At 60.0% G+C, this 22,811-nt stretch carries 21 protein-coding genes; 6 read left to right on the top strand and 15 right to left on the bottom strand.

From position 1 onward, the window contains the following. Positions 1 to 209: 209 nt before the first annotated feature. Positions 210 to 1,745 carry an ABC transporter substrate-binding protein gene (locus NXC24_RS15340; protein WP_104824085.1) on the bottom strand — a complete coding sequence of 512 codons (1,536 nt, stop codon included), beginning with the start codon at positions 1,743 to 1,745 and terminating at the stop codon, positions 210 to 212. A gap of 378 nt (positions 1,746 to 2,123) precedes the next feature. Here NXC24_RS15340 and NXC24_RS15335 point away from each other — a divergent pair, with 378 nt between their 5' ends. Continuing rightward, positions 2,124 to 4,277, top strand: coding sequence for an indolepyruvate ferredoxin oxidoreductase subunit alpha (locus NXC24_RS15335; RefSeq protein WP_104824084.1), 2,154 nt, complete (start codon positions 2,124 to 2,126; stop codon positions 4,275 to 4,277). Positions 4,278 to 4,286: 9 nt separating this feature from the next. Next, positions 4,287 to 5,846 (top strand): indolepyruvate oxidoreductase subunit beta family protein, encoded by a 1,560-nt coding sequence (locus NXC24_RS15330; RefSeq protein ID WP_104824083.1) that lies wholly within the window; start codon positions 4,287 to 4,289, stop codon positions 5,844 to 5,846. A 188-nt stretch (positions 5,847 to 6,034) separates the two neighbouring features. Here the strand turns inward: NXC24_RS15330 and NXC24_RS15325 are convergent, their stop codons facing one another. The 3 genes from NXC24_RS15325 to NXC24_RS15315 form a co-directional block, all read right to left on the bottom strand. After that, on the bottom strand, positions 6,035 to 6,541 hold the full coding sequence (locus tag NXC24_RS15325) for a MarR family transcriptional regulator (protein ID WP_104824082.1): 507 nt from the start codon (positions 6,539 to 6,541) through the stop codon (positions 6,035 to 6,037). Positions 6,542 to 6,568: 27 nt separating this feature from the next. After that, positions 6,569 to 8,158, bottom strand: coding sequence for an NAD(P)/FAD-dependent oxidoreductase (locus NXC24_RS15320; RefSeq protein WP_104824081.1), 1,590 nt, complete (start codon positions 8,156 to 8,158; stop codon positions 6,569 to 6,571). Between the two features lie 74 nt (positions 8,159 to 8,232). Continuing rightward, entirely contained in the window at positions 8,233 to 9,015 is a 783-nt protein-coding gene (locus NXC24_RS15315) for a cyclase family protein (protein WP_104824080.1), read from the bottom strand. A 403-nt stretch (positions 9,016 to 9,418) separates the two neighbouring features. On the opposite strand from NXC24_RS15315, the gene NXC24_RS15310 reads away from it, so the two are divergent. Both NXC24_RS15310 and NXC24_RS15305 read left to right on the top strand, forming a co-directional pair. Continuing rightward, on the top strand, positions 9,419 to 10,987 hold the full coding sequence (locus tag NXC24_RS15310) for an NAD(P)/FAD-dependent oxidoreductase (protein WP_104824079.1): 1,569 nt from the start codon (positions 9,419 to 9,421) through the stop codon (positions 10,985 to 10,987). A gap of 98 nt (positions 10,988 to 11,085) precedes the next feature. Next, positions 11,086 to 11,601 carry a MarR family transcriptional regulator gene (locus NXC24_RS15305; RefSeq protein ID WP_104824078.1) on the top strand — a complete coding sequence of 172 codons (516 nt, stop codon included), beginning with the start codon at positions 11,086 to 11,088 and terminating at the stop codon, positions 11,599 to 11,601. A gap of 113 nt (positions 11,602 to 11,714) precedes the next feature. On the opposite strand, the gene NXC24_RS15300 is transcribed toward NXC24_RS15305, so the two are convergent. The 7 genes from NXC24_RS15300 to NXC24_RS35115 all read right to left on the bottom strand — a co-directional run bounded on the left by NXC24_RS15300 (position 11,715) and on the right by NXC24_RS35115 (position 17,132). After that, positions 11,715 to 12,389 carry an amino acid ABC transporter permease gene (locus NXC24_RS15300; RefSeq protein ID WP_104824077.1) on the bottom strand — a complete coding sequence of 225 codons (675 nt, stop codon included), beginning with the start codon at positions 12,387 to 12,389 and terminating at the stop codon, positions 11,715 to 11,717. A gap of 94 nt (positions 12,390 to 12,483) precedes the next feature. Next, positions 12,484 to 13,281, bottom strand: coding sequence for an ABC transporter substrate-binding protein (locus NXC24_RS15295; RefSeq protein WP_104824076.1), 798 nt, complete (start codon positions 13,279 to 13,281; stop codon positions 12,484 to 12,486). Positions 13,282 to 13,360: 79 nt separating this feature from the next. Continuing rightward, complete coding sequence (locus tag NXC24_RS15290; protein WP_245463887.1) at positions 13,361 to 14,569, bottom strand: pyridoxal phosphate-dependent aminotransferase; 1,209 nt, start codon at positions 14,567 to 14,569, stop codon at positions 13,361 to 13,363. A gap of 210 nt (positions 14,570 to 14,779) precedes the next feature. Next, positions 14,780 to 15,256, bottom strand: a complete 477-nt coding sequence (locus NXC24_RS15285) for a DoxX family protein (protein WP_104824074.1) — start codon at positions 15,254 to 15,256, stop codon at positions 14,780 to 14,782. A 63-nt stretch (positions 15,257 to 15,319) separates the two neighbouring features. Then, on the bottom strand, positions 15,320 to 15,781 hold the full coding sequence (locus NXC24_RS15280) for a tetratricopeptide repeat protein (RefSeq protein ID WP_104824073.1): 462 nt from the start codon (positions 15,779 to 15,781) through the stop codon (positions 15,320 to 15,322). 19 nt (positions 15,782 to 15,800) lie between these two features. Continuing rightward, positions 15,801 to 16,778, bottom strand: coding sequence for an MBL fold metallo-hydrolase (locus tag NXC24_RS15275; RefSeq protein ID WP_104824072.1), 978 nt, complete (start codon positions 16,776 to 16,778; stop codon positions 15,801 to 15,803). A gap of 51 nt (positions 16,779 to 16,829) precedes the next feature. Then, positions 16,830 to 17,132, bottom strand: coding sequence for a hypothetical protein (locus NXC24_RS35115; protein ID WP_158704488.1), 303 nt, complete (start codon positions 17,130 to 17,132; stop codon positions 16,830 to 16,832). Between the two features lie 60 nt (positions 17,133 to 17,192). Here NXC24_RS35115 and NXC24_RS15270 point away from each other — a divergent pair, with 60 nt between their 5' ends. Together NXC24_RS15270 and NXC24_RS15265 are read left to right on the top strand one after the other, a co-directional pair. After that, positions 17,193 to 17,888 carry a sigma-70 family RNA polymerase sigma factor gene (locus NXC24_RS15270; RefSeq protein WP_104825184.1) on the top strand — a complete coding sequence of 232 codons (696 nt, stop codon included), beginning with the start codon at positions 17,193 to 17,195 and terminating at the stop codon, positions 17,886 to 17,888. Then, complete coding sequence (locus NXC24_RS15265) at positions 17,888 to 18,688, top strand: anti-sigma factor (protein WP_104825183.1); 801 nt, start codon at positions 17,888 to 17,890, stop codon at positions 18,686 to 18,688. Before NXC24_RS15270 ends, NXC24_RS15265 begins: the two co-directional genes overlap by 1 nt. A gap of 14 nt (positions 18,689 to 18,702) precedes the next feature. Here the strand turns inward: NXC24_RS15265 and NXC24_RS15260 are convergent, their stop codons facing one another. The 4 genes from NXC24_RS15260 to NXC24_RS15245 form a co-directional block, all read right to left on the bottom strand. After that, positions 18,703 to 19,473 carry an aldolase/citrate lyase family protein gene (locus tag NXC24_RS15260; protein WP_104824071.1) on the bottom strand — a complete coding sequence of 257 codons (771 nt, stop codon included), beginning with the start codon at positions 19,471 to 19,473 and terminating at the stop codon, positions 18,703 to 18,705. A gap of 67 nt (positions 19,474 to 19,540) precedes the next feature. Then, complete coding sequence (locus NXC24_RS15255; RefSeq protein ID WP_104824070.1) at positions 19,541 to 20,821, bottom strand: cysteine desulfurase-like protein; 1,281 nt, start codon at positions 20,819 to 20,821, stop codon at positions 19,541 to 19,543. Between the two features lie 101 nt (positions 20,822 to 20,922). Then, a complete protein-coding gene (locus NXC24_RS15250; RefSeq protein ID WP_104824069.1) occupies positions 20,923 to 21,651 on the bottom strand; it encodes a GntR family transcriptional regulator in 729 nt (242 codons plus the stop codon). A 97-nt stretch (positions 21,652 to 21,748) separates the two neighbouring features. Next, positions 21,749 to 22,720, bottom strand: a complete 972-nt coding sequence (locus tag NXC24_RS15245; protein WP_104824068.1) for a DMT family transporter — start codon at positions 22,718 to 22,720, stop codon at positions 21,749 to 21,751. Between the last annotated feature and the right edge of the window lie 91 nt (positions 22,721 to 22,811).

The raw sequence follows: 22,811 nt of genomic DNA, 5'->3' as shown, positions 1-22,811 counted from the left end.
CATCCGCTGGTGGTGATGAGAGCCCCAAGCCCCTCATCCGCCCTGTCGGGCACCTTCTCCCCGTTCTGACGGGGAGAAGGGGAAGGAGGCACCCGCAGCCTAGCCCTAACGACGTGTTCACGCGAGGGAACCGGGGGTCGTTCCCTCTCCCAGTCATAACGGGGAGAGGGCTAGGGTGAGGGGCAGCGCCGCAAAAGCGGAGCCAAACATCAAGCCTTTGATACCAGCGTCGGCTGCAAGGCGCCGGAAACATTCGGCGTCACCTTCAGGCTCGACTTGTAGACGATCGGCTGGACATATTGCAGCAGCGGGATCACATAGCCCTGTTCGGCGATGTATTTGATCGCGGCCTTCCAGCCGGCGATGCGTTTGGCCTCATCCTTTTCCACCCAGAGCGGCCCCAGCATGTCGTCGACATCCTTGGTCTTCCAGGCCGAGTGCGGCGAGGGACCGAACATGGCGAAACCGGTCGAGGTCGTGGGATCGCCGATGGCATTGCCCCAATTATAGAAGGCGGCCGGGCCGAGCTTGTGGGCGGCACGTAGCTCGTAGTGCTTGGCGATTTCGTAGACTTCGATGTCGGCTTCGATGCCGACCTTGCGCCACATGCCGACGATCGCCTGGATCATCTCGTAATCCTTCGGCTTGAAGCCACGGGTGGTCTTGATGCCAAATTTGACGGGCTTTTCCGGCGAATAGCCGCTGGCTGCCAAGAGTTTCTTGGCCTGCGCAGGGTCATAGGGGATTTTGATGGAAGGATCGTAGGCGTCATATTCCGGCGCTTCCAGCGTCGAGAGCGGCTTGCCGTAGCCGCGCAGTAGTCGTTTGATGATCGCTTCCTTGTCGATCGCCATGTTGGCGGCAAGGCGGACATTTTTGTCCAACATCGGATCGACATTGCTGATGAAGATCATGCCGATATCGGAGATCGGCGTGGCGACGCCGGCAAGGCCGGATTTCTTTTTCAGGCGATCGAAATCCTCATAGGGGATTTCGAGCGTCACGTCGGAGGAGCCGGACTCGATCTCGGCGACCCGGCTAGTCGTATCGGGCACGAATTTAAAGATGACGGTATCGAAGGCCGGCTTGCCGCCGAAATAGTTCGGGTTTGCCTTCAGCCGCAGGTAGGAATTGCCTTCATAGGCGTCGACCATGTAGGGGCCGGTGCCGACAGGCTTCTTTTCGAAGCCTTCCGCGCCAACTTTGCTGTAGTAGTCCTTGGGCAGGACATAGCCAGTCAGGAAGGCCATCCATTTGAAATAGGTCGGCTCGAAACGGACGACATCGCCGGTGATGCGATTGCCCTCCACCTTGTAATTGTTGGCCGTCGACCAGATGAACTGGATCGGATTGCCGGTTTCCTGTTTGGCGGCGCGCTCCAGCGACCAGACGATGTCGTCGGGCGTGAATTTAGAGCCGTCGTGCCAGGTGACGCCTTCGCGAACATCCATCCAGACCTTGGTCTTGTCGTCGTTCCAGCCCCAGGCGGTGAGCAAGCCCGGCTGGAATTTCAGATCCGGGCCCTGGCCGATATATTGGTCGAAGACCGAGCGATAGATCGCCTGGATTGTGGGGTTGACCGCCGATGGACCGGTGGTCGGGTCGAAAGAGGGCAAATTGACGTTGAAGGCAATGGTCAGCGTGCCGGCTTCGGCGGCTTCCACGCTCGTCCTGCCCGCGAGAATTCCAGCAATAAAAGCGGCCGCGCCGAGGCTCAATGCCTCGCGCCGAGTAAGCGTTGTCATGGTCACTCCGTTCCCCTGTTAAGCGGCAGAAAAGCGTGACGCCCGCCTGCCGCTGGCGATTTATTTTCGGAATGTTTTAATCTTAAAATAAGCCTCCCGAACCGGCAAGCGCTTTCTCTGGGCATTCCGCAGATTCCGGCTTAGCTTTTTGAGCGATGATTTAGGCGGTGAAGCTCATAATTTATGCATACACATATATGTACGTTCGTCATTTATGACTCAAAATAGTATTTTTCCGAACCTCAACCCTATGTATGGCTCTGGCAATTAGGCGGGTTTTGGGGTTTCCCATTTGTTCATTGACAGCCAGACGGCGTTCAAAATATGATTTTGCAAATGATTTAAGAGCAAGCCCGATAGGGCAAAGGGGTAGCTTCGATGGCCGAACGGTCGTTTGTGCGCGAAGTCGAGGATCTGAAGCTCGGAGAAGGCGATATTTTCCGCGGCGAAGGCATTCTCGCGATCACCAAGGCGCTGTTGCAATCCGGTGTTTCCTATGTTGGTGGCTACCAGGGATCACCGATTTCCCATCTCATGGATGTGCTGGCGGATGCCAAGGACGTGATGGAGGACCTGGGTGTCCATTTCGAGACGTCCGCTTCGGAAGCTGCTGCCGCCGCTATGCTGTCGGCTTCGGTCATGTATCCGGTGCGCGGCGCCGTTACCTGGAAATCGACGGCGGGCACCAACGTAGCCTCCGATGCGCTCTCCAACCTCTCATCCGGCGGTGTCACCGGCGGCGCGCTGATCATCATCGGCGAAGACTATGGCGAAGGCTCCTCGATCATGCAGGAGCGCAGCCATGCCTACGCCATGAAGTCGCAGATGTGGCTGCTCAATCCACGCCCGAACCTGCCGTCGATCGTACAGGCGGTCGAAGAGGGCTTCGAATTGTCGGAAGCCTCCAACACGCCGGTCATGCTGCAGGTCGGCATCCGTAGCTGCCATGTTCACGGCCAGTTTGAAGCCAAGGACAACAAGCGGCCGAACTATACGCTCAAGCAGGCGCTGGAAAATCCCGTGCGTGATGTCAACCGCATCGTGCTGCCACCGGCTTCCTTCCTGCATGAGAAGGAGAAGCTGGAGAAGCGCTGGCCGGCGGCTGTCGACTTCATCAAGAAGCGCCAGCTCAACGAGTATTTCGGCCCGTCCGAAGGCGAAGTCGGCATCATCCTGCTTGGCGGCATGTATAATGGTGTCATGCGCGCGCTGCAGCAGCTCGGCCTCGCTGATGTCTACGGCAACTCCTCGGTGCCGCTTTATGTCCTCAATGTCGCCTATCCGCTGGTTGACGATCAGATGGCCGAATTCTGCGCGAACAAGAAGGCCGTGTTGATGGTCGAGGAGGGCGCGCCGGAATATATCGAGCAATCGCTCAACACCATCCTGCGCCGTCGCGACATTCAGACCAAGGTCTCTGGAAAGGATGTGTTGCCGATGGGCGGTGAATATACCCCGCCTGTGCTGGTGAAAGGCATCAAGAATTTCCTGGAAACGCATCAGCGCATCTTGCTCGGCAACCAGCCGCCATTGCCGGACCCGACGCCTGTTCTCAACGACCCGAAGGTCAAGGCGCTAACCGAAGTCGTGCCGCCGCGCCCGCCGGGTTTCTGCATCGGCTGTCCCGAGCGGCCGATTTTCGCGGCGATGAAGCTGGTCGAGAACGAACTCGGCCAACATCACATCTCCGGCGATATCGGTTGCCACCTGTTCTCGATCCTGCCGCCGTTCAATATCGGCAGCACCACAATGGGTTACGGCCTCGGCCCGGCGGCCGCCTCCGCCTTCAATGTCGCCGCCGATAAGCGCGCCATTTCCGTGATGGGCGACGGCGGTTTCTGGCATAACGGCCTGGCGACGTCGGTCGGCAATGCCGTTTTCAACAAACAGGATGGCGTCATCCTCGTCGTTGACAACTATTATTCGGCGGCGACCGGTGGCCAGGACATTCCATCTTCGCGCGCGCTGAACCCGCGCCGCAAGACCAACAATTCGATCGTCAACGCCGTCAAGGGCATCGGCGCCACCTGGGTCCGCCAAATCGACCGGACCTATGACGTCGGCAAGATGCGCGACACGTTGCGCGAGGCGCTGACGTCGAAGGAGCCAGGACCGAAGATCATCGTCGCCTCGTCGGAATGCATGCTGAATAAGCAGCGGCGCGTAAAGCCGCAATTCGCCAAGGCGGTGAAGGACGGCAAGCGTATGGTCAAGGAGCGCTTTGGCGTCGATGAGGATGTGTGCACGGGCGATCACGCTTGCATCCGTCTTTCCGGCTGTCCGTCACTGTCGGTCAAGCATACCGACGATCCACTGAAGGACGATCCGGTGGCGGCAGTCGACAATAATTGCGTCGGCTGTGGCAATTGCGGCGAAGTGGCGGAGGCGGCGGTGCTCTGTCCCTCCTTCTACCGCGCCGATATCATCCATAATCCAACCGGCTGGGATCGCTTCCTCGCCCGCATGCGTGCCGCCGTCATCGGCTGGCTGCAGGCCCGCCGCCAGGCCGGCCGCATCGTCTTTGCGGATTGAGGGATCGATATGAACGAGCATGTCAGCATGACCGACATAGGCACCCAACGTCTGTCGACCGACAAGCCGCTGTCGCTGGCCGTCCTTGCCATGGGCGGGCAGGGCGGCGGGGTCTTGGCCGACTGGATCGTCGGGCTTGCCGAAGCCGAAGGCTGGATGGCGCAGACCACCTCCGTTCCCGGCGTGGCGCAGCGCACGGGCGCGACGATCTACTATATCGAGATGTTGCCGGCCCGCGATGGTCACGCGCCGATCTTTTCGCTGATGCCGACGCCGGGCGATGTCGATGTCGTTATGGCTGCCGAGCTGATGGAAGCCGGCCGGTCCGTGCTGCGGGGTCTCGTCACGCCCGACAAGACCGTGCTGATCGCCTCGACGCATCGTTCCTTCGCCGTCGGCGAAAAGGAAAAGCCGGGCGATGGCATCGGCAATCCGGAAGTGGTAGTCGACGCCACGGATTTTGCTGCCAAGCGCACTATCGCCTTCGATATGGAGACGCTGGCGGTTAAGAACGGCAGCGTGATTTCCGCCTCGATGTTCGGTGCACTCGCAGCTTCCGGAGCATTGCCTTTCGCCAAGCAGGCTTTCGAGGCGATGATCCGCGCCGGGGGCAAAGGTATCGAACCCAGCCTGAAGGCCTTCAACGCCGCTTTCGATCGCGCCAAGGACAAGCCGCGCGATGCTGTTTCCGCGACGCCAACAAAGCATTTCGATGCCTTGCCGGAAACGGCCGGTCACCCGGCGCTCGACGGTCTGGTGCATCGCATCCGTTCCGAGTTTCCGGAGGAAGCCTGGCCGCTGTTGTTTGCCGGCATCAAGAAACTCACAGACTATCAGGACCCGGCCTATGCCGATGAATATCTGACCCGGGTCGCAGCGCTCTACGCGTTCGATCGTAAAGCCGGCGGTGAGGCGAAGGGTTTCGCTTTCACGGTGCAGGCGGCGAAATACACCGCGGTCGCCATGGCCTATGACGATGTCATCCGCGTCGCCGATTTGAAGGTGCGCGCTTCGCGCTTCGATCGCGTGCGCAAGGAAGTGGGCGCCAAGGACGACCAGATCGTCTATATGACCGAATATATGCATCCGCGCATGGAAGAGGTCTGCGGCACCCTGCCGAAACGTCTCGGCCTCTGGATCGAGAGCCGGCCCAAGCTTTTCGGTCGTCTCGATCGCATCGTCAACAAGGGCCGCCGTGTGCAGACGGGCACGCTGTTTTGGTTCCTCGGACTTTATGTCGTTTCAGCGCTGCGCCGCACGCGTCGAGGTACGCTTCGGCATGCGCGCGAAGTCGAGCATCGGGAGGCCTGGCTTTCCGTTGCCACCAATCTCCTCGGCACCAACTATGATCTCGCGGTCGAAGTGCTGAACAATCGCCGTCTGGTAAAGGGCTATTCGGACACGCATGCGCGCGGTCTGTCGAAATTCGATCGCGTGATGTCGGCGCTATCGATGCTGCGCGATCGTGACGACGGAGCTGCGTGGATGCGTCGGCTGAGACAGGCGGCGCTGATGGACGAGAAGGGGATTGCGTTGGACGGTGCGCTGAAGACGGTGGCGACGCTGTGATAGGTGTGTTTCAGCCACCCGCCCTCGTGTCGAGGCTCCGAGCCTTCGGTCCTCCGCACCTCACCATGAGGGCTAGCCTTCGCGCCAATTGCGAATTTCGCTCCGCCTCATCCTGAGGTGCATCTTAACGTGTAGCGGAAAGATGCCTCGAAGGACGGGGCGGCCACAGGCGTCACCCCTGCCTTGCCTCAAATCTCATGCTTGCGGATATTGTGCAGCACCTTATGCAGCGTCGAGATGAACGCCCGGTATTCCGTTTCCTCCACGCCATCGAACATCTGCAGAAACAGGTCATACATGGTCGGCCACACCTTTTCGAAGGCGGTGCGGCCTTCTTCGGTGATGGAGACGTCACGGATGCGCATGTCCTCGGTGCGGGGCTGGCGGCGAATGAAACCCTGTTGCTCCAGGGAGTCCAGCGTGCGGCTCATTGTCGATTGTTCGGTGACGGCAAAGACGGAGAGTTCGTTGATGGTGACCGAGGAAGAGACGCTGAGAACGGCGAGCGCCCGCATTTTTGCGGTCGTCATGTCGTATTCGCGCAGCTCTTCCGACATGTTGATGTTCCAGCGGGCCATCAGCCGGTTCATCAGATAGGGGGCGAAATGATTGAGCCCTATTTCGCCCATGGTCGGACGCTTCTCGGTATTCTCTCGGCTACGCCGCAAAACGGTGCCTGAAAACCGCTCCTCCATTAGACGATATCTCCCTGTGGAATCCTGCTATTTTAATGATGACGCGAGCAGGAAACCGGAGCCGCCGCCAAGACCCGGGCCGGGATGCGTCGAAGCACCAATGTGGTATAAACCTGCTACGTGCGTGCGGTGGTTAACAGACGACTTGAAGGGGCGCCAGAGGAAAAACTGGTCGATGCCGCAGTAGCCGCCATAGGGGTCGCCGCCAACGAGATTCATGTTCATGGCTTCGAGATCGGCGGGCGAATAGCTGCGCCGCGCGAGCTTTATGCCGGAGAATTTTTCGATATGGCTTTCGAGCAAGGACTCGATGCGGTCGGCATAGCGCTCTCGTACTTCCTCTGTCCAGCGGCCGTCCGGCGGTATGGCGATCTCGCCAGCCGCATCGCCCTTGATGTGCCGCGGCGCTTCGGGAAGCTGCAGCCAGAGGATCGATTTACCCTCCGGCGCACGGCTGGGATCAAAGGAAACCGGCTGGCCGATGCAGACGGTTGGTTCAGCCGGCAGCAGCCCGCGTTCGCATTCGTTGGCGGCGCGCGAAACGCCGTCGAGGCCGGGTGTCAAATGAAGAAGAGCGACCTTGCCAAGTTCGTCATCAGCCTTCCAGCGTGGCGGTTCGGATAGGGCGTAGTGTATCTGCATATTGCCTTTGCCGTAACGATAGCGGGCAACGCTGGTTTTGACGTCCGGAGGGAGGGGCGACGGCCAGTCCTTTATCAGCCGCTCGTAGAGCTGGTTTGGTGTCACGGAGCAGATGACGCCGGCATTGGCGTTCAGGGTTTCGCCACTGGCAAGCTTGACGCCGCCGGCGCGTCCGCCAGGACCGGGGGTGACACTTTCGACATCGGCGCCGGTACGGATCTCGCCACCATTGTCCGTGATCAGCCGTTCGAAGGCCGTCAGCAGCGCGTCCGCGCCGCCTTTGACGACGGGAGTGCCCGCGAGCTCTATGGCAAAGCCGATGACCTTCAGCATCTCGGCCGAATAGGCGCTTTCCGGCCCGAGGCCGCAATGCAGCACCCAGGGCGCCCAGAGCGCATGAATATCTTCCGAGCGATAGGTGGTTTCCAGATAGCTGCGGGCCGGCATCAGGGCGTTGCCGAACCAGGCGGCGAGTTTGCGCAAACCGCGGCCCCAGCCTTGTTTTACGACAGTCCTTAACGTGGAGCCTGACCAAAGTGCTCCACCGAGCAGCGCAAACAGGAAGGGAGCGTCGGCGGCAAGCGCATCCATCTCGCGCAAGAAAGTCTGGCCATCGCCGAGCGACAGCTCGTCGAAGGTGGCGATGTTGCGGCGTCGGTCCTTCGAGAAGATGACGTGCGAACCATCCGGCCTCAGCACGCCGGTGGGCAGATCGGCGTGGGCGAATTCGAGGCCGCGGGCCTCCAGATCCTTTCCGATGGCGCCATAGGCCGGCGACGTCAGGAACAGCACCATCGTCGTTGCCATGACATCATGGATGAAGCCCGGTTCGGTGATTTCCTCGCTGCGCAGGCAACCGCCGATGCGATCGTTGCGCTCGAGGACGAGCACCTTGCGTCCCTTCTTGCCGAGTATGGCGGCCGCGACCAGCGCGTTGATGCCGCTGCCGACGATAATGTAGTCATGGTCGCTCATGCCGCCGCCCCAGGCAAAGAGGAGTTTCGAAGAAGAGGGTCAAAGCATCCCCACGCTTCGACCCTCCCAGTCCATCAGGCTATCAAGGCCAGCGCGCGCACCGGAGAGCCCGTGCCCTTGACGAATTTCAGCGGTGCGGCGATCAGCACGGCGCCCTTGGGCGGAAGCTGATCGAGGTTGGAGAGGCTGGCGAGGCCGTAGCGATTGTTCTTGTGCATCAGGTTATGGGCCGGGAAAGGCGGGTTCATGCCGCCCGCGGAGCCGGCGTCGGTGCCTATCGTTTCCGAACCCCAGCCGATGATGCCCTTCGTCAGTAGATATTCGATCGCCTCGGCGGTCGGGCCCGGCGAATGCGGGCCGTTTTCATCGGCATTGAGAAAGGCTTCGGTTGAGCCGTTGCGCTTGTACCAATCGGTGCGCAGGACCACCCAGGTGCCGGCTTCGATAGCGCCATGCTCGGCTTCCCATTCCTTGATGCTGTCGACCGTCAGCAGATAGTCCGGATTGGCCGCGGCTTCCTTCGAACGGTCGATGACGTTGACTGGAGCGACGAAGTTCTGCGGCGGGATGGTGTCGGTCGTATTGTTCGGATTGTCCTTGCCGGTGATCCAGTGGCAGGGCGCGTCGAAATGCGTGCCGGTGTGTTCGCCGAGTTCCAGCCAGTTCCAGGCCCAGAACGGACCGTCCTGATTATATTCGGAAATCTTGTGTACTTTGACCGACGGCGTGTTCTTGCCGAACTGCGGCGGCAGGTAAAGCACCGGGGTTTCGGGGCCGAGCGGCGCGGTCAGATCGACGACCTTGATAGAGCCCGAAACAAGGGCCGTGGCTAAGCTGGCAAGAGTATTGGTGGTCATGTTGGGTTCCCCGTGGTTTGGTATGGTCTTGTTCCGAAAACCCTGCTGGAGCCTTCGGTTCAGGACCAAGCTCGAAAGCCGTTGCCGCCGAGAGCGCGGCCGCGTTCCTCACATCGCAAAGGGCCCGTCCAGCGGCGGCTGGATGATGGCGAGCCTATGTTACAATATATGATATTGCAAGCATTCCGCCGGTGGTTCAAGGACCAAAAACGGCACAGGTGGGCCGTCACCTGCAACGCACGCAATCGCCGGAAAATAAAGGCTATTTATGCGCTATTTTCCTGCGGAAACGACATTTGGTTGTGGTTGTTCACGGCAATTTTCCGTCGCCGGTACTTGAAGCTTAAAGCTCAAAATGTATGCATATGCCAATAATAATCACGACATAAGAGGGATCAAATCAATGAGCTATGATGCGATCATTGTAGGCGCCGGTCATAATGGCTTGGCGGCGGCGGTGCATCTGGCGGCGAAAGGCTGGAAGGTTGCCGTCATCGAGGGCAATGCCGAGCCGGGCGGTGCCGTGAAAACCCGCGAGGTGACGCTGCCGGGCTTTCGGCATGACCTTTGCGCCATGAATCTCTCGATGTTCGCCGGCTCCGCCTTTTTCGCGCAGTACAAGAACGAATTGATCGCCGAGGGCCTCGGCTTTGTGCCGGCGGTCGATTGTTTTGCCAGCGTCTTCCGCGACGGCACCTATCTCGGTGTCAGCACCGATCTGGAAAAGACCACGGGTGCGATCGCCGATATTTCGCCGCAGGATGCTGCTGCCTGGCGGGCCATGCTGTCGGAATTTGGTTCGGATGCGCCCCATATTTTCGGCCTGCTCGGTGCACCGATGCCGTCGGTGGCTGCGGCAGGAGTCGTCTGGAAGGCGTGGCGGGCAAAGGGGGCCGGCTGGCTCTATGACACCGCGCGGATGCTGTTTGCCTCGCCACGCGATTTTCTCGATGCGCGATTCCAGAATGCCAAGCTCAAGACGATGATGGCCGCCTGGGGGCTGCATCTCGATTTCGCTCCCGATGTCGCCGGCGGCGCGCTTTTTCCCTATCTTGAATCGATGGCCAACCAGGCATTCGGCATGGTGATCGGCAAAGGGGGTGCAGATACGATCGTGAAGGCGATGGTCGGCGTGCTCAAGGCCAAAGGTGGCGAGCTGATGTTAGGCACGCGCGTCGACAAGATCGTCACCAGCGGCGGCAAGGCGACTGGTGTCGTGCTTGCCGATGGGCGCCGTTATGAAGCCAAGCGCGCTGTCATCGCCAATGTCCATCCGCAGATCCTGTTCGGAAAGCTTCTCGATCAGGATGCTTCGCGCCAGGAGTTCGACCGCAGGCTTGCCCGCTTCCGCGCCGGACCCGGTACGATGATGATCCATCTGGCGCTCTCTGGTCTGCCGGATTGGACGGCCGGCAAGGAGCTCAAGACATTCGCCTATATCCACATTGCGCCGGATCTGGAGATGATGTCGCGTGTCTATGCCGAGGCAATGGGCGGGCTTTTGCCGGTCGAGCCGGCATTGGTGGTGGGCCAGCCGACGGCGATCGACCCGTCGCGTGCGCCGGATGGACAGCATGTGCTCTGGATACAGGTTCGTGTTCTGCCGGCGGAGTTCAGTCGCGATGCGGCTGGTGAGATCAATGGAGGAAGTTGGGACGAGGTGAAAGACGCCTATGCCGAGCGTGTGCTCGACATCATCGAGCGCTATGCGCCGGGTTTGCGGACGAAGATATTGGGCCGGTCGGTGTTTTCGCCCCTCGATCTCGAACGTGAAAATCCCAATCTGATCGGCGGCGATAATCTTTCCGGCAGCCACCACCTCGACCAGAATTTCCTGTTTCGCCCGGTCGCCGGCTATTCGCGCTATAAGACGCCTGTCGGCTCGCTCTATATGTGCGGCGCGTCTACCTGGCCGGGCGCGGGTACGGGCGCCGGCTCCGGCTTCATGCTGGGGAAAATGCTGGCGAAATGACTGTCTTCGAGCTTGACGCGTAAACCTTTGACATTTGAAATATTGCTCCGTAGACCGTTCGTGTATGAAATTGCAACGCGGTGATTTGAGCTGACATCATGGCTGAGTCCGAAAGTGAAACCGTCGATCTGGAAATCATCGTCCAGGGGACACAAGAGGGCAAAAAGCAGGAGCTGCGGCTCTGGCTGCGCATGCTGTCGACCACAAAGCTGATATCGCAGGAAATCCGCCGCCGCCTTCGCAACGAGTTCGGCGCGACCTTGCCGCAATTCGACCTGATGGCCCAGCTCTATCGTGAGCGCGAGGGCCTGCGGCTTGGCGAACTTTCCAAGCGTACGATGGTCACCAACGGCAATGTGACGGGATTGGTCGAGCGGCTGGAAACGGATGGCCTGGTTCTGCGTGCGACGCCCGACGGTGACCGGCGCGTGACGGTCGCCAGGCTGACGAAGAAGGGCGAGGAGCTGTTCACCGCCATGGCCGCCGCCCATGAGGGCTGGTTGCGGGACATGATGGCCGATGTCGATCCCGCCATAATCGCCGAAGTCTGGAAGGATATTGGCGGAGTGAAGGCGTCCGTTAACAATCACCTTTCCGGTGCTGCCTTCGATTGATGGCTATTACCGCCTACCGGTTCAGCTTTTCACGGAATTGCAGAACCGCTCTATCTCTTTGTTCTTTCGCAATTCCGGACGGAAAACCGCTACGCACTTTTCCTGGAATTGCTCTACCGCGCCTTCTCGCTCTTGAATCTCTTTTCGAGCACACTCACAAGCCGCACCATCGGCCAGAGCAGGATGATATAGATCAGCGCGGCCATGATCAGCGGCGAGGGGTTAGCATAGAAGCCCTGCGCATTCTGTCCCTCCTTCAAGAGTTCCGGCAAAGCCACGGTCGAAGCGAGCGACGTATCCTTGAACATCGAGACGCAATTGCTCGTGGTCGGCGGAATGACGATGCGGATCGCCTGCGGCAGCACGACCTTATAGAGCGTTACCAGGAAGGGAATGCCGAGAGCGGCGGCGGCTTCGAACTGACCGCGCGGTACGCTCTCAATGCCGGACCGGAAGACTTCCGCGGAATAGGCGGCCAGCACGATCGAGAAGCCCAGGATCGCAGACCACCAGGCCGAGAAGCTGATGCCGACAAAGGGCAGGGCGTAGTAGATCAGGATCAGCACCACGAGCATCGGCATGGCGCGCATGATGTCGATATAGGCGACCGTCAGCAGCCGGAAGGGCTTCGGCGCATAAAGGCGGATCAGGCTGACGACGAGCCCGCCGGAAACGCCGATGAGGATGCTGACCACGCCGAGCGCCAGCGTCATCCAGAGACCGCGCAGCAATTGGGGGAAGGCCGAAATCATGACGTCGGAATTGAAGAAAGTATCGACGAGCGACATTGGCACTCCCATCAGGCGAACAGAATGAAGGTCTAGCACAATTACGCCGGCCGAGAGGGCCGGCGTAGAGATTTCAACGAAAATGATCTTTTGATCACGCCTTGGGGATAGGCATTTCGGTGACGGTGGAGGAGCCGGCGGGCGCCTTGCTGCCAAACCACTTTTCGTGGATCTTTTCGAGCGTACCGTCCTTCTTCATCGCAGTGATGGCGTCGTTGATCTTGGCGACGAGCGGCGAATCCTTGGCCATCATCAGGCCGTATTGTTCGCCGGTCTTGATGCGATCCTTGATGGCAAAGCCCTTGGTCTTGACGAAGAGATATTGCATGCCGGGAATGTCGCTGACGACGGCATCGATGCGGCCGGCGCCGAGATCGAGGAACATATCTTGCTGGGCGTTGTAACCCTTGACGTCGGCAAAACCGTTGGCGGCCTTGTTGTCGTTGACCCACTTCTCGCCGGTCGAGCCGGAAAGGACGCCGATGGTCTTGCTCTTGAGATCGGCGAGCCCTTTGATCGCGCTACCGTCCTTGGTGGCGATACCCATGTCGGAATCGTAATAGGGCTGGGTGAAGGACTGCGATTTCAGACGCTCCGGCGTGATGGTGATCGAGGAGATCGCCACATCGATGCGCTTGGAGCTGGTGGCGGCAAACAGGGCCTGGAAGCCATAGTCGGCTATGTTGGTCGTCATGCCGGCGCGCTTGGCAGCCTCGTTGACGATATCGACCTCGAAGCCTTCGAAGGTACCGCTGTCGGTCTTGTATTCAAATGGCGGATTGTTCGGATAGGAGCCGACATTCAGCACGTCGGCGGCATAGGCGAAGTGGCTGCCGCCGGCCATGCCGACGACGGTCGCAAGGACCAGTAGATTACGACGGGTAAAATTCATTTGATTGTCTCCCTCTGGTTATGACCGCCGGCGCCATCTGCCCGCGGGTATTGCCGGTCCGCCGCTATGGGCGGGGCCGTCATTTCATCGCGTCGACCATGCGATCGAGTGCGACACGCATCTGTTCGGTGTCCCGGAATGTGCACATGCGCAGGAATGCGCGCGCGGATTCCCCGAAGTGATAGCCGGGCGCGAGGCCAACGCGCGCTGTTTCGAGAATGCGCTCGCAGACTGCCGTCGCATCGGCTTCGCCTTCAAGCGCGAAGAAAGCATACATGCCGCCGCGCGGCTTTTCCGGCAGGATGATGCCAGGTATCTGCGGCAGCTTTTCATAGGCGAGATCGAGGCCGGCTTTGATCCTGGCGCGGATTTCGGCGATCAGCGGCTCGCCCTCGCGGATCGCCGCGACGCCGCCCGCCTGGACCATCGCCGAGGTGCCGCTGTTTACGTATTGCGTCATGGCGCCGAGCTGATCGGCAATGGCCGAGGGGTGTGTAAGCCAGCCGATGCGCCAGCCGGTCATCGCCCAGGCCTTGGAGAAACTGTTGACGGCGATCACCCGGTCGCCATCGTCGGCCACCTGAAGGATCGACGGTGCGATCTCTCCGTGGAAATAGAGGCGGGCATAGACTTCATCGGAGATGATCCAGATGCCGGTACGGCGGCTGAAATCGAGCAGCGCCTGCATCTCCTCGCGTGTTGCCGTCCATCCGGTTGGATTGGCAGGCGTCGACAGAAAGATGGCGCGGGTGCGGGCATCGCAGCGCGCGAAGAGCTTGTCGATGTCGAGCCGCCAATCTGTGTCGAAATCGAGCGACACCGGGCGTGGCTCACCGCCGATTAGATGGATGGCATTGTGGATATTCGGCCATTGCGGCGCGACATAGACGACATTGGTGCCGACATCGACCAGCAGCTCCAGGGCCATGTAGAGCGCCTGCATGCCGCCGGGCGCGACGGTGGTGCGCTCGATCGGGATGGGGCGGCCATGCCATTGGGTCTGATAGTCGCAGAGGGCTTCGTTCAGGGCCGGAAGGCCGCGCATGTTCGGCACGTAGAAGGTCTGGCCCTCGTCCAGCGCCTTCTTGGCTGCGTCGCGGATGAAGGCTGGTGTCACCATGTCGCCTTCGCCGAACCATAGCGGAATAACACCGCCGAGCTCGCGAGCGCGCTTGGCAAGCACGGCGATATTGTCGGTTCGCAGATCACGGATCTGGGCGCGAATGCCTTCGAAGGCGTTTCGGTTGCGTGCGGTTTCGGACAAGCTGTGCGATGGCGGAGGAGACAAAGAACTTTTCCTGAAATCCTGATGTCAACGGGTCGTTCCGTCGCGAATGACGGCGCTCGGATTTGCCCTTCATCGTGGGATGGTTATCCAAAACGAGACGTATTTCAAGGAAAAAGTTTTAAGCTTAAAAAATCTGTCAGAATGTCGAAAACAGCTCGTGACAGGCTGTTTTCGACAAGGATTTCACGTCGATGGATATTTCTGAGGCATTCAAAGAATGCCTCTCTCGACCGCGCGGCGCAGCGGTTTGCGGGACTTGTCATCCGAAGCCATGATGCGGCGCTCGAGGAAGCGATCCGCGGAGAGTGTGCCGGCACCCGTCGTGACCAGAACGAACATGCCGCCGGCGATGGCTAGGTCCTTTTCGAAATGCAGGATTTCGTTGTGGTTGGCGAAATCCGTATGGAACATCAGCGCTGTCGACAGGCAGAACAGCCCGAGCGACAAGGCGCCGAGGCGAGTCAGCAAGCCGAGCGCGATCGAAAGGCCCGCGCCAAGCTGCAACGCGATTACGGCAACCACCAGCAGCTCGAAAACACCAAGCTTCGCCATGGCGATGACAGCGGCGTCGAAATTGAGCGCCAACGCCATGCCCTCATGTAGGAATATCCAGGCCATCAACAGCCGTCCGGCCAGCAGCGTCATGTCCATTGGATGTATGACATTTGCATTTTCCAAATGGTCCATCTCATCACCTCCAAATAGGCCTGCGAGGCATCGTTCGGCTTCGCAGGCACTGTTTTCTCGGGGTTAGTTGACAGTCTTGGTGTCGATCGCCTTTTGCAGGTCCTCGAGCTCTTCGCAGCCGCTTGGGCAAAGCTGCTTCAGCGTCGCCAGTTGTTCTTTTGCTTTGTCCATATTGCCGGTCTCGACATAGAGTTCGCCGAGATATTCGCGGGCGCCCTTGTGATTGGGCTGCAGTTCCAGCGCCTTAGTGTAGTAGGTCAGCGACGTCTGGAAATCGCCGGTCTTTCTGAGCGTGAAGCCCAGAAGATTGTAGACGTCCGCCTGCTGATGATCCTCGGCCAAGCCGCGGAGTTCGGCCAATGCGCCGGTATAGTCCTTCGCGTCGATCTTGGCGCGAACGGAGGTCAGGTCAGGTGCATCCGTGGTTTCCATGTTGTCGACGGCGAAAGCCGGAAGCGCGATGGCCGCGGGAAGGATGGTGGCGGCGCAAAGGCTGGCAGCGCCAAAAATTGCGTATTTGAACATGATAGATCTCCTTGAGTGTTCAGGCCTGTGTTGTCGGGGTAAAGCCGTAGGCGTTGCCGTCCTTCACGAAGGTGCCGGAGCCCGGGAAGGGGAAATGCGAGCCGCAGATCTTGATATTGTCGGCGATGACGCGATCGACCAGCTTGCGGCGCGTGACGACGGCTGCCGGCCCGTCCTGATCGTAGCTACCCTCCCATTCCGGGTGGGGAGCGAGCAGCGCCGGCACGTACATGACGTCGGCGGAGACGAGTAGCTGTTCCTTGCCCGAGGCGACAAGGAAGGTGGAATGGCCGGGCGTATGGCCGGGTGCGGCGACGAGGTGGACGCCGGGAGCCACTTCTGCGCCATCGCCGACCAATTTCCAGTTGTTCCATTTCGGAAAGACGGCGCCGATGCGTTTTCCGGCGTCCTTGCGGCCCGGGGCTAGCTTGTCGACACGGTCGGGCGCAGTCCACCAATTGAATTCGTCGGCATTGGTAACGAGTTCGGCGTGGGCGAAAACCGGTTCATTCGTGCCTTTTTCCATCAGGCCCCAGACATGATCGGGATGGAAATGCGAGATGATCACCGTATCGATGTTCTTGTAGTCGATACCGGCCGCGGCCATGTTGGCGGGCAGATGGGTCGCATTGGCCTGCCATTGGCCGACGCCGGAGCCCGCATCCATCATGACCAGCCGGTCGCCGATCTTCAGGACGACGACTGTGAGTGGGATAGGCATGAATTCTGTCGTTTGGCCGGCGGCGGCCAGTGCTTGCTTGGTATCCTCGACCGAGGCGTTCTTGATGAAGGCGGGATCATGAGGCTTGCGCCATATGCCGTCATAAATGGCGGTGACTTCGACATCCCCGACCTTGTAGCGATAGAAACCGACCTCCGGTTCAAGCGGTGTTGCGGCCTTGGCCAGCGACGGGATGAATTCCAGCTTCGCCGACAGGCCGAAAGCGGCTGCTGCCGCGGCCGAGCTCAAAACAGTGCGGCGCGTCATGTTGAACATTGTCTTGTCTCCTCTTTGAGTGGCATCGCCACGCGAAGCGGAGGACAAGGGTCAATCAATGCCTCCGCTGTCGAAGGAGATCGCCGGTCTTGGCGGATTATTCTCGGCTAATGGCATCTTTCTGATAAGGTTTTGATATGATTTATCTAATTCTGCTGGTGCGGCGGAATAGGCGGGTGCAGAGTGGGGCAGGCTGCTGCAGGGCATTGTCGCCGACGAAAAATATTTGCGAGCGGCGAGAATAAAATGCCGCCCGAAACGATCTGGAGAGTGAAGAGCAATATTCGCATCAGGGACTAGCCCGACCGAAACCGACGCTGGAGCAATGCAGGGATCATGACGACGGATATCCATTTTGCCTTCTTCGCATTCGGCGACCGGCCCCCGTCGGGTTTCGTTTCTGTATTGACCCGGATGCGTGCCGTTGCCGCCTTTGTCGGCCAATCCCTGGTGTCATTCGCGAAATTGCGCCCAGCCGTCGCCATCGATGCGGTTGGTCCGATGCTGCAATCGATGCACCGCGAGAATGTCGGGAGCCTTTCGCCGGCATCGCGCGATCTGATGTTACGGTTTCAGAATACGATCGTTCCGCATCTGGATGCCGCCTATAATTTCGCACGCTTTCTCAGCCGGGATGCCGATGCGGCGCAGGACATCGTGCAGGAAGCGTTCCTGCGTGCCTATCGCAATTTCGAGAGCTACCGGGGCGGCGAGCCTCGGGCCTGGATGTTTGCCATCGTCCGGAACTGTTACTACGTCTGGCTGAGCGAAGGCCGGCGCCAGGCGCGTTTCGAGACGCCGATGGCGGCAAACGATGTGGGGGACGAAGATCTGCCACACGGCGGTGCCCACGACGTTGCCTCTGAGGAGGACTCGCCCGAGGCCGCCTTGATCCGCAAGTCGGAGTCGCAGCGGGTCCGGCAAGTCATCAACTCTCTTGCAGACCTGTCGCGGGAAGTGCTGGTGCTTCGGGAGCTGGAAAATCTGTCTTATCGCCAGATCGCCGATATAACCGACGTGCCGATTGGAACCGTGATGTCGCGGCTTGCCAGGGCGAGGCGTGAATTCTGCGAGGCATGGCAATTGGGCGAGAAAGGCGGGGCCGCATGATGAGCGAGAAAACCCCGGAAAGCTGCCCCGAATGGGAATCGATCCTTCATTGCTACGTGGATGATGAACTCGATGCGGTTCACACGATACAATTCGAACAGCATCTTGCGACATGCCCGCAATGCACCGCCGCCTTGGAAGGGCTCAAAGACATGAAGCGGGTCGTCGGCCGGGATGGTGTCAAATGGAAAGCGCCCGATGAGGTTCGCGCACGTATTATGACGGCCATTTCTCTTGAGGAATCCCGGCGCCAGGTGCAGGCTCCGGGGACACGCCGCGAAAATGTGTGGTGGCGCGGCCTGCAGTTGTTTGGACAATGGAGCTTCATACCGTCGCTGGCTGCCCTAGCCGCCACCCTCATGCTTGTGCTTGGCAATCCGCAGGTGAATGCGCCTATCCAAAATGAATTGCTCGCCAGTCATGTGCGTTCGATGCTCGCCAACCATTTGGTCGACGTGCAGACATCCGACCAGCATACGGTCAAGCCGTGGTTCAACGGCAAGATCGATTTCTCGCCGCCGGTGGTCGATCTTGCCGCGGACGGTTTTCCGCTGATCGGCGGCCGGGTGGATTATATCAATGGCCGGGTCGTAGCGGCGCTCGTCTACCGCCGCCACGGCCATGTCATCAATCTCTTCGTCTGGCCGGGCGCAAAGGTCGCGCAGAGCGCGACGATGCATGATGGCTATAACCTCACCGAATGGTCCGGCGGCGGGCTGGTCTTCTGGGCGGTTTCGGATGTCAGCGCGCCCGACCTTGCTGCTTTCCGCGATAATTTTTCACGAGCAGCCGGTCTCTAGAGCCCTTGGCACTTCTATGATTTGGCCGCGCCCTGTTGACGTGCCTGGGCAACCCCATCAGCAATGCCAGCGCCCAGAAACATGGTGTCGCTGGCGAGTAGGAAGAAGCTAATGCCGGCGGAAAGCCAGGCGCCGATATCGTCTGGAGACGGTCGGAAGATGCCGACCGTGCGGTCGGCGGCGAGCGCGGTTTTCGTGATGGTTTCGATCGCGGCGTTGAGCTTGTCTTTCCCTGCAGGACCCATGGCATCGATCGAGACGGAGAGGTCGCCGGGGCCGATGAAGATGACGTCGACGCCATCGACGGCGGCGATCTCCGCAATATTGGCGAGCCCTTCCGCCGTCTCCACCTGAACGGCAAGCACGAGTTCGGCATTGGCCTTGGCGAGATAATCCGGAATGCGATAGCCGTAAGCGGCCGCCCGACCGGGACCAACGCCGCGTTCGCCGATCGGCGGATACCGGGTCGCCAGCACGGCAGCTTTTGCCTGCGCCGCCGTTGACACGCGCGGCACGAGAACGCCCGCCGCGCCTGCATCCAGCGCCGAGGCGATAGACTCCGGCGTATGGCCGGGCACGCGGACCATGGCGGGAACACGATGGACATCGGCGGCGCGGATCAGGTCCTCGATGCGCTCGCGGCCGATCTGCGAATGTTCCCAATCGATGCAGAGGAAATCGACGCCGGCCGCTGCCGTAACCTCGATGGCGACGGGATGCGGAATGGCGGCGAAGGTGCCGATGAGCAGGTTTTTCTCGATGCAGTTCTTGCGGAAATTGCCCATGGTTTTTCTGCCTCTCCAACGATCTCTGCGAAGAGGGATAGCCTCAAATCAAATCTCTGCGAAGCGACTATTTGTACCGCGCCATGACCTCTGTAAGCACTTTCTCGAACCGGGCGATTTCCTCGACCTTATTGTAATGCACGAGAGATACGCGGATGGCACCGGTTTCCATGGAGAGGCCGAGGCGTTTCATCAGGCGCGGGGCAAACATATGGCCGTCGCGCAGCCCGATACCCGCTTCGCCCATGTCCGCAGCGAATTCCTGCGGCGTGATCCCCGGCATGTTGAAGCAGATGGTCGGCACGCGCTGTTCGAGGCGGGCGTCGTCGGAAATACCATAGATGACGGCGCCGTGACGCTTCAGAACGGCGATCATCTCGCGCGAAAGCATCAGCTCGTATTCGCGGATGGCACCCATGGCAGCGGCGAGCGCCTCGCGGCGGGTGTGTTGGCCCGCCGGCAGGAAGCGGAGGCCGAGGGCTTCGAGATATTTGACGGCGGCATTCATGCCGGCGACGTTTTCATAGGTGAAGGTGCCGACCTCGATTTTGTAGGGCGGCACGTCCGGTATGAAATCTTCCTTGAAGGTCGGCAGCTTGACCAGCGCGTCGTAGCGGCCCCAGAGGAAGCCCATGTGCGGCGAGAAATTCTTGTAGCCCGAGCAGACGAGATAGTCGCAATTCCAGGCTTGCACGTCCATCAGGCCATGCGGGCCATAGTGGACGCAATCGAGGAAGACTTCGGCGCCGGCCGCATGCGTCAGCTTGCCCACTGTGGCGACATCGACGATCGTGCCGATGGAGTGGGCAGTCACGGTGCAGGCGACGAGGCGGGTCTTGTCGTTCAGCAGCGGCTTCAGGTCTTCGGTGTGCAGCGTGCCGTCTTCGCGCATGCGCCACCAGACGATTTTGGCGCCATCGGCCTCCAGCGCCAGCCAGGTGGCGATGTTGGCGTCATGGTCCATATCGGTAATGACGATCTCGTTGCGCTCGCCGAGCAGCTTGGCGATGCCGAGGCTTACCAGGCGGATGAATGACGTGGCATTTTGGCCGAAGGAGATTTCTTCGGGACGATAGGCGTTGATCAACATGGCAACGCTCTCGCGCGCCTCATCCAGATTGCGGTCAACGCCCTGGCTGTGCTGGTATTTCGCCATGCGCTGGACATTGTAGTCGATCAGATGATTGGCCACCGCATCGACCACCGTCTGCGGCACTTGCGAGCCACCGGCATTGTCGAGAAACACGAAATCGCCGGCCTTCTGAATAGCCGGAAACATGGCGCGGATTTCATCGACCGGAAAGCTGTTATGGCCGGAAAATTTCGATGGCGAAGGGGAAGCGCTCATGAGGATCTCGCTCACAGAAAGGGATTGAAAATGTCGTTATGATCATTTGATCACAAAATATTTGAGGGTTCAACTAAATTCCTCGCCCTATATCGGACGGTTCACCGCCGCAGCACTGAGGCCGGTCTCTTGGCGTGGGGTTCATCTTCCGTCGCAGGGCAATAATCGCGCAGGATCTCATGGGTGCGACGGATATCAGAGACGACGCCATCCCGGGCGCGGGCGAAATCGCCGGCCTTTAGCGCTTCGATGATCGGGAAATGCGGACCTGCGGGATCGATCTCGCCGCTGCGCATCAGCGGCTCGACGGAGGTCGACAACATTCGCATGTAGGGGCCGAAACGCAGCCACAGGGTTTCGATCAGTAGCAGCAGCACCTCCGAACCGGAGGCGCGGTAGATGGTGAAATGGAACTGCTGGTTCCTCGCCATGAGTTCGTAGACATTGCTGCTGCGGCCGATGGCGTGCTGTTCGGCGGCGATGCGCTCCAATGTCTCAATGTCGGTGGTCGTCAACCTGGGAATGCCAAGCTCGGCGGCCAGTCCTTCGACGGCGATGCGGGCGCGGCAGAGATCATCGAGGCGGGCAAGCGTCACGATTGGTATACGGGCAGAGCCATTCGGCGCGACCTCCAGCGCATTTTCCGCCGCAAGCCTCCGCAAGGCTTCGCGCACGGGCATGTTGCTGGTGCCGAATGTTTCGGCCAGCGAGGCGATGGTCAGCGTCTGGCCGGGATCGAAATTGCCGGCCATCAGCGCGTTGCGCAACTGTTGATAAACGCCCTCCTGGATGGTCGTTCTCGAAGACACCGGTTCCAAGGCTATGCGCACACTCGTTTCCTTCTTGCTCGGGCGACTCCAGTCGTAGCAGTCATGGTAGAACGAAGGCGGGCCGGATGGAAAGAGTTTCGACGCGACGACCGGACCGTCAGACTTCTTCCGTCTCCCAAGCAGCCTGATCCGCGCCCGGCTCTGTCTCGCCCTTGGCGATCTTCGCCTGCCGGAGGCCAAGTCCGACGCCGATGAGAGCGAGCGCGCCGCCAATAGCATGATAGGCGTATAGCTGCTCGTGCAGGATCGCCCAGGCGAGGACCGCCACGATGATCGGCAGGAGATTGATGAGCAGTGAGGTGCGGGCGGCTCCAAGTTTCTGGATGCCGATCATCCAGCAGAGCGGTGCGACCAGCGATGTCGGAATGGCCGCATAGAGGACCAGCGGCAGATTGGCCGAGTTGATCGGCGAGATGTCGCCCATCAGGAAAACCGGAATCAACAGAATGGTCGAAAAGCCGATCTGCCAGAATAATTGCTGCCACATGGAAATTGGCATCGCCCAGCGTTTCAACATCACGCCATAGAGCGAATTTGACAGTACAGCAACGATCATGAGGCCGTCGCCGATATGGAAGCCGCCACTCAGTAGGGTCGCCGGATGCCCCTGGGATGTCAGATAAATCAAGCCGATCAGTGAGATGGCTCCGCCTGCGAGGTTGGCAGCCGTCAGCTTTTCGCCGGCGAGTGCACTGGCAAGCAGCGTCGACAGCAGCGGCATCAGTGCCAGCATGACGCCCATGTTGACCGCCGAGGTGGTCTTGGCGGCCTCATAGGCAAGGCTCTGATAGATGACCATCCCGAGTGCGCCAAGGGTGGCGAGCTTCAGCCAATATTGCTTGAGGACGGTACGGTTCTGCCACGCGGCCCGGCCAACGAAGGGCAGGAGAACGAGAAAGGCCAACAGCCAGCGATAGAAGGAGATCGAGCCGGGCGAGATGACGCCGGATGCTGCCTTGGTGACGATGGTATTGCCGGACCAGATGAGGACGGTGCAAAGCGGCGCGAGCGCGGCGCTCGTCATGATGGAGGTCGTGCTATTGGCCGGAGGGGTCGTGCTGCTGCTCATGGCGGTCCTCCTGTCGGATGGTCGGCCTGGCCGGATCGGTCGAGATTATGGTGAAGCCACTTTTATGCTCTGTCTGATTACTGGTATATAG

The organism is Rhizobium sp. NXC24 (assembly GCF_002944315.1).
Classification (GTDB): domain Bacteria; phylum Pseudomonadota; class Alphaproteobacteria; order Rhizobiales; family Rhizobiaceae; genus Rhizobium.
This window is presented reverse-complemented; position numbering and strand designations above follow the sequence as displayed.

Bases quoted from the DNA above. Each gene is read 5' to 3' on its own strand.
- NXC24_RS15340 (WP_104824085.1), bottom strand. From the start codon at position 1,745: ATGACAACGCTTACTCGGCGCGAGGCATTGAGCCTCGGCGCGGCCGCT.
- NXC24_RS15335 (WP_104824084.1), top strand. From the start codon at position 2,124: ATGGCCGAACGGTCGTTTGTGCGCGAAGTCGAGGATCTGAAGCTCGGA.
- NXC24_RS15330 (WP_104824083.1), top strand. From the start codon at position 4,287: ATGAACGAGCATGTCAGCATGACCGACATAGGCACCCAACGTCTGTCG.
- NXC24_RS15325 (WP_104824082.1), bottom strand. From the start codon at position 6,541: ATGGAGGAGCGGTTTTCAGGCACCGTTTTGCGGCGTAGCCGAGAGAAT.
- NXC24_RS15320 (WP_104824081.1), bottom strand. From the start codon at position 8,158: ATGAGCGACCATGACTACATTATCGTCGGCAGCGGCATCAACGCGCTG.
- NXC24_RS15315 (WP_104824080.1), bottom strand. From the start codon at position 9,015: ATGACCACCAATACTCTTGCCAGCTTAGCCACGGCCCTTGTTTCGGGC.
- NXC24_RS15310 (WP_104824079.1), top strand. From the start codon at position 9,419: ATGAGCTATGATGCGATCATTGTAGGCGCCGGTCATAATGGCTTGGCG.
- NXC24_RS15305 (WP_104824078.1), top strand. From the start codon at position 11,086: ATGGCTGAGTCCGAAAGTGAAACCGTCGATCTGGAAATCATCGTCCAG.
- NXC24_RS15300 (WP_104824077.1), bottom strand. From the start codon at position 12,389: ATGTCGCTCGTCGATACTTTCTTCAATTCCGACGTCATGATTTCGGCC.
- NXC24_RS15295 (WP_104824076.1), bottom strand. From the start codon at position 13,281: ATGAATTTTACCCGTCGTAATCTACTGGTCCTTGCGACCGTCGTCGGC.
- NXC24_RS15285 (WP_104824074.1), bottom strand. From the start codon at position 15,256: ATGGACCATTTGGAAAATGCAAATGTCATACATCCAATGGACATGACG.
- NXC24_RS15280 (WP_104824073.1), bottom strand. From the start codon at position 15,781: ATGTTCAAATACGCAATTTTTGGCGCTGCCAGCCTTTGCGCCGCCACC.
- NXC24_RS15275 (WP_104824072.1), bottom strand. From the start codon at position 16,778: ATGTTCAACATGACGCGCCGCACTGTTTTGAGCTCGGCCGCGGCAGCA.
- NXC24_RS35115 (WP_158704488.1), bottom strand. From the start codon at position 17,132: ATGGATATCCGTCGTCATGATCCCTGCATTGCTCCAGCGTCGGTTTCG.
- NXC24_RS15270 (WP_104825184.1), top strand. From the start codon at position 17,193: ATGCGTGCCGTTGCCGCCTTTGTCGGCCAATCCCTGGTGTCATTCGCG.
- NXC24_RS15265 (WP_104825183.1), top strand. From the start codon at position 17,888: ATGAGCGAGAAAACCCCGGAAAGCTGCCCCGAATGGGAATCGATCCTT.
- NXC24_RS15260 (WP_104824071.1), bottom strand. From the start codon at position 19,473: ATGGGCAATTTCCGCAAGAACTGCATCGAGAAAAACCTGCTCATCGGC.
- NXC24_RS15255 (WP_104824070.1), bottom strand. From the start codon at position 20,821: ATGAGCGCTTCCCCTTCGCCATCGAAATTTTCCGGCCATAACAGCTTT.
- NXC24_RS15245 (WP_104824068.1), bottom strand. From the start codon at position 22,720: ATGAGCAGCAGCACGACCCCTCCGGCCAATAGCACGACCTCCATCATG.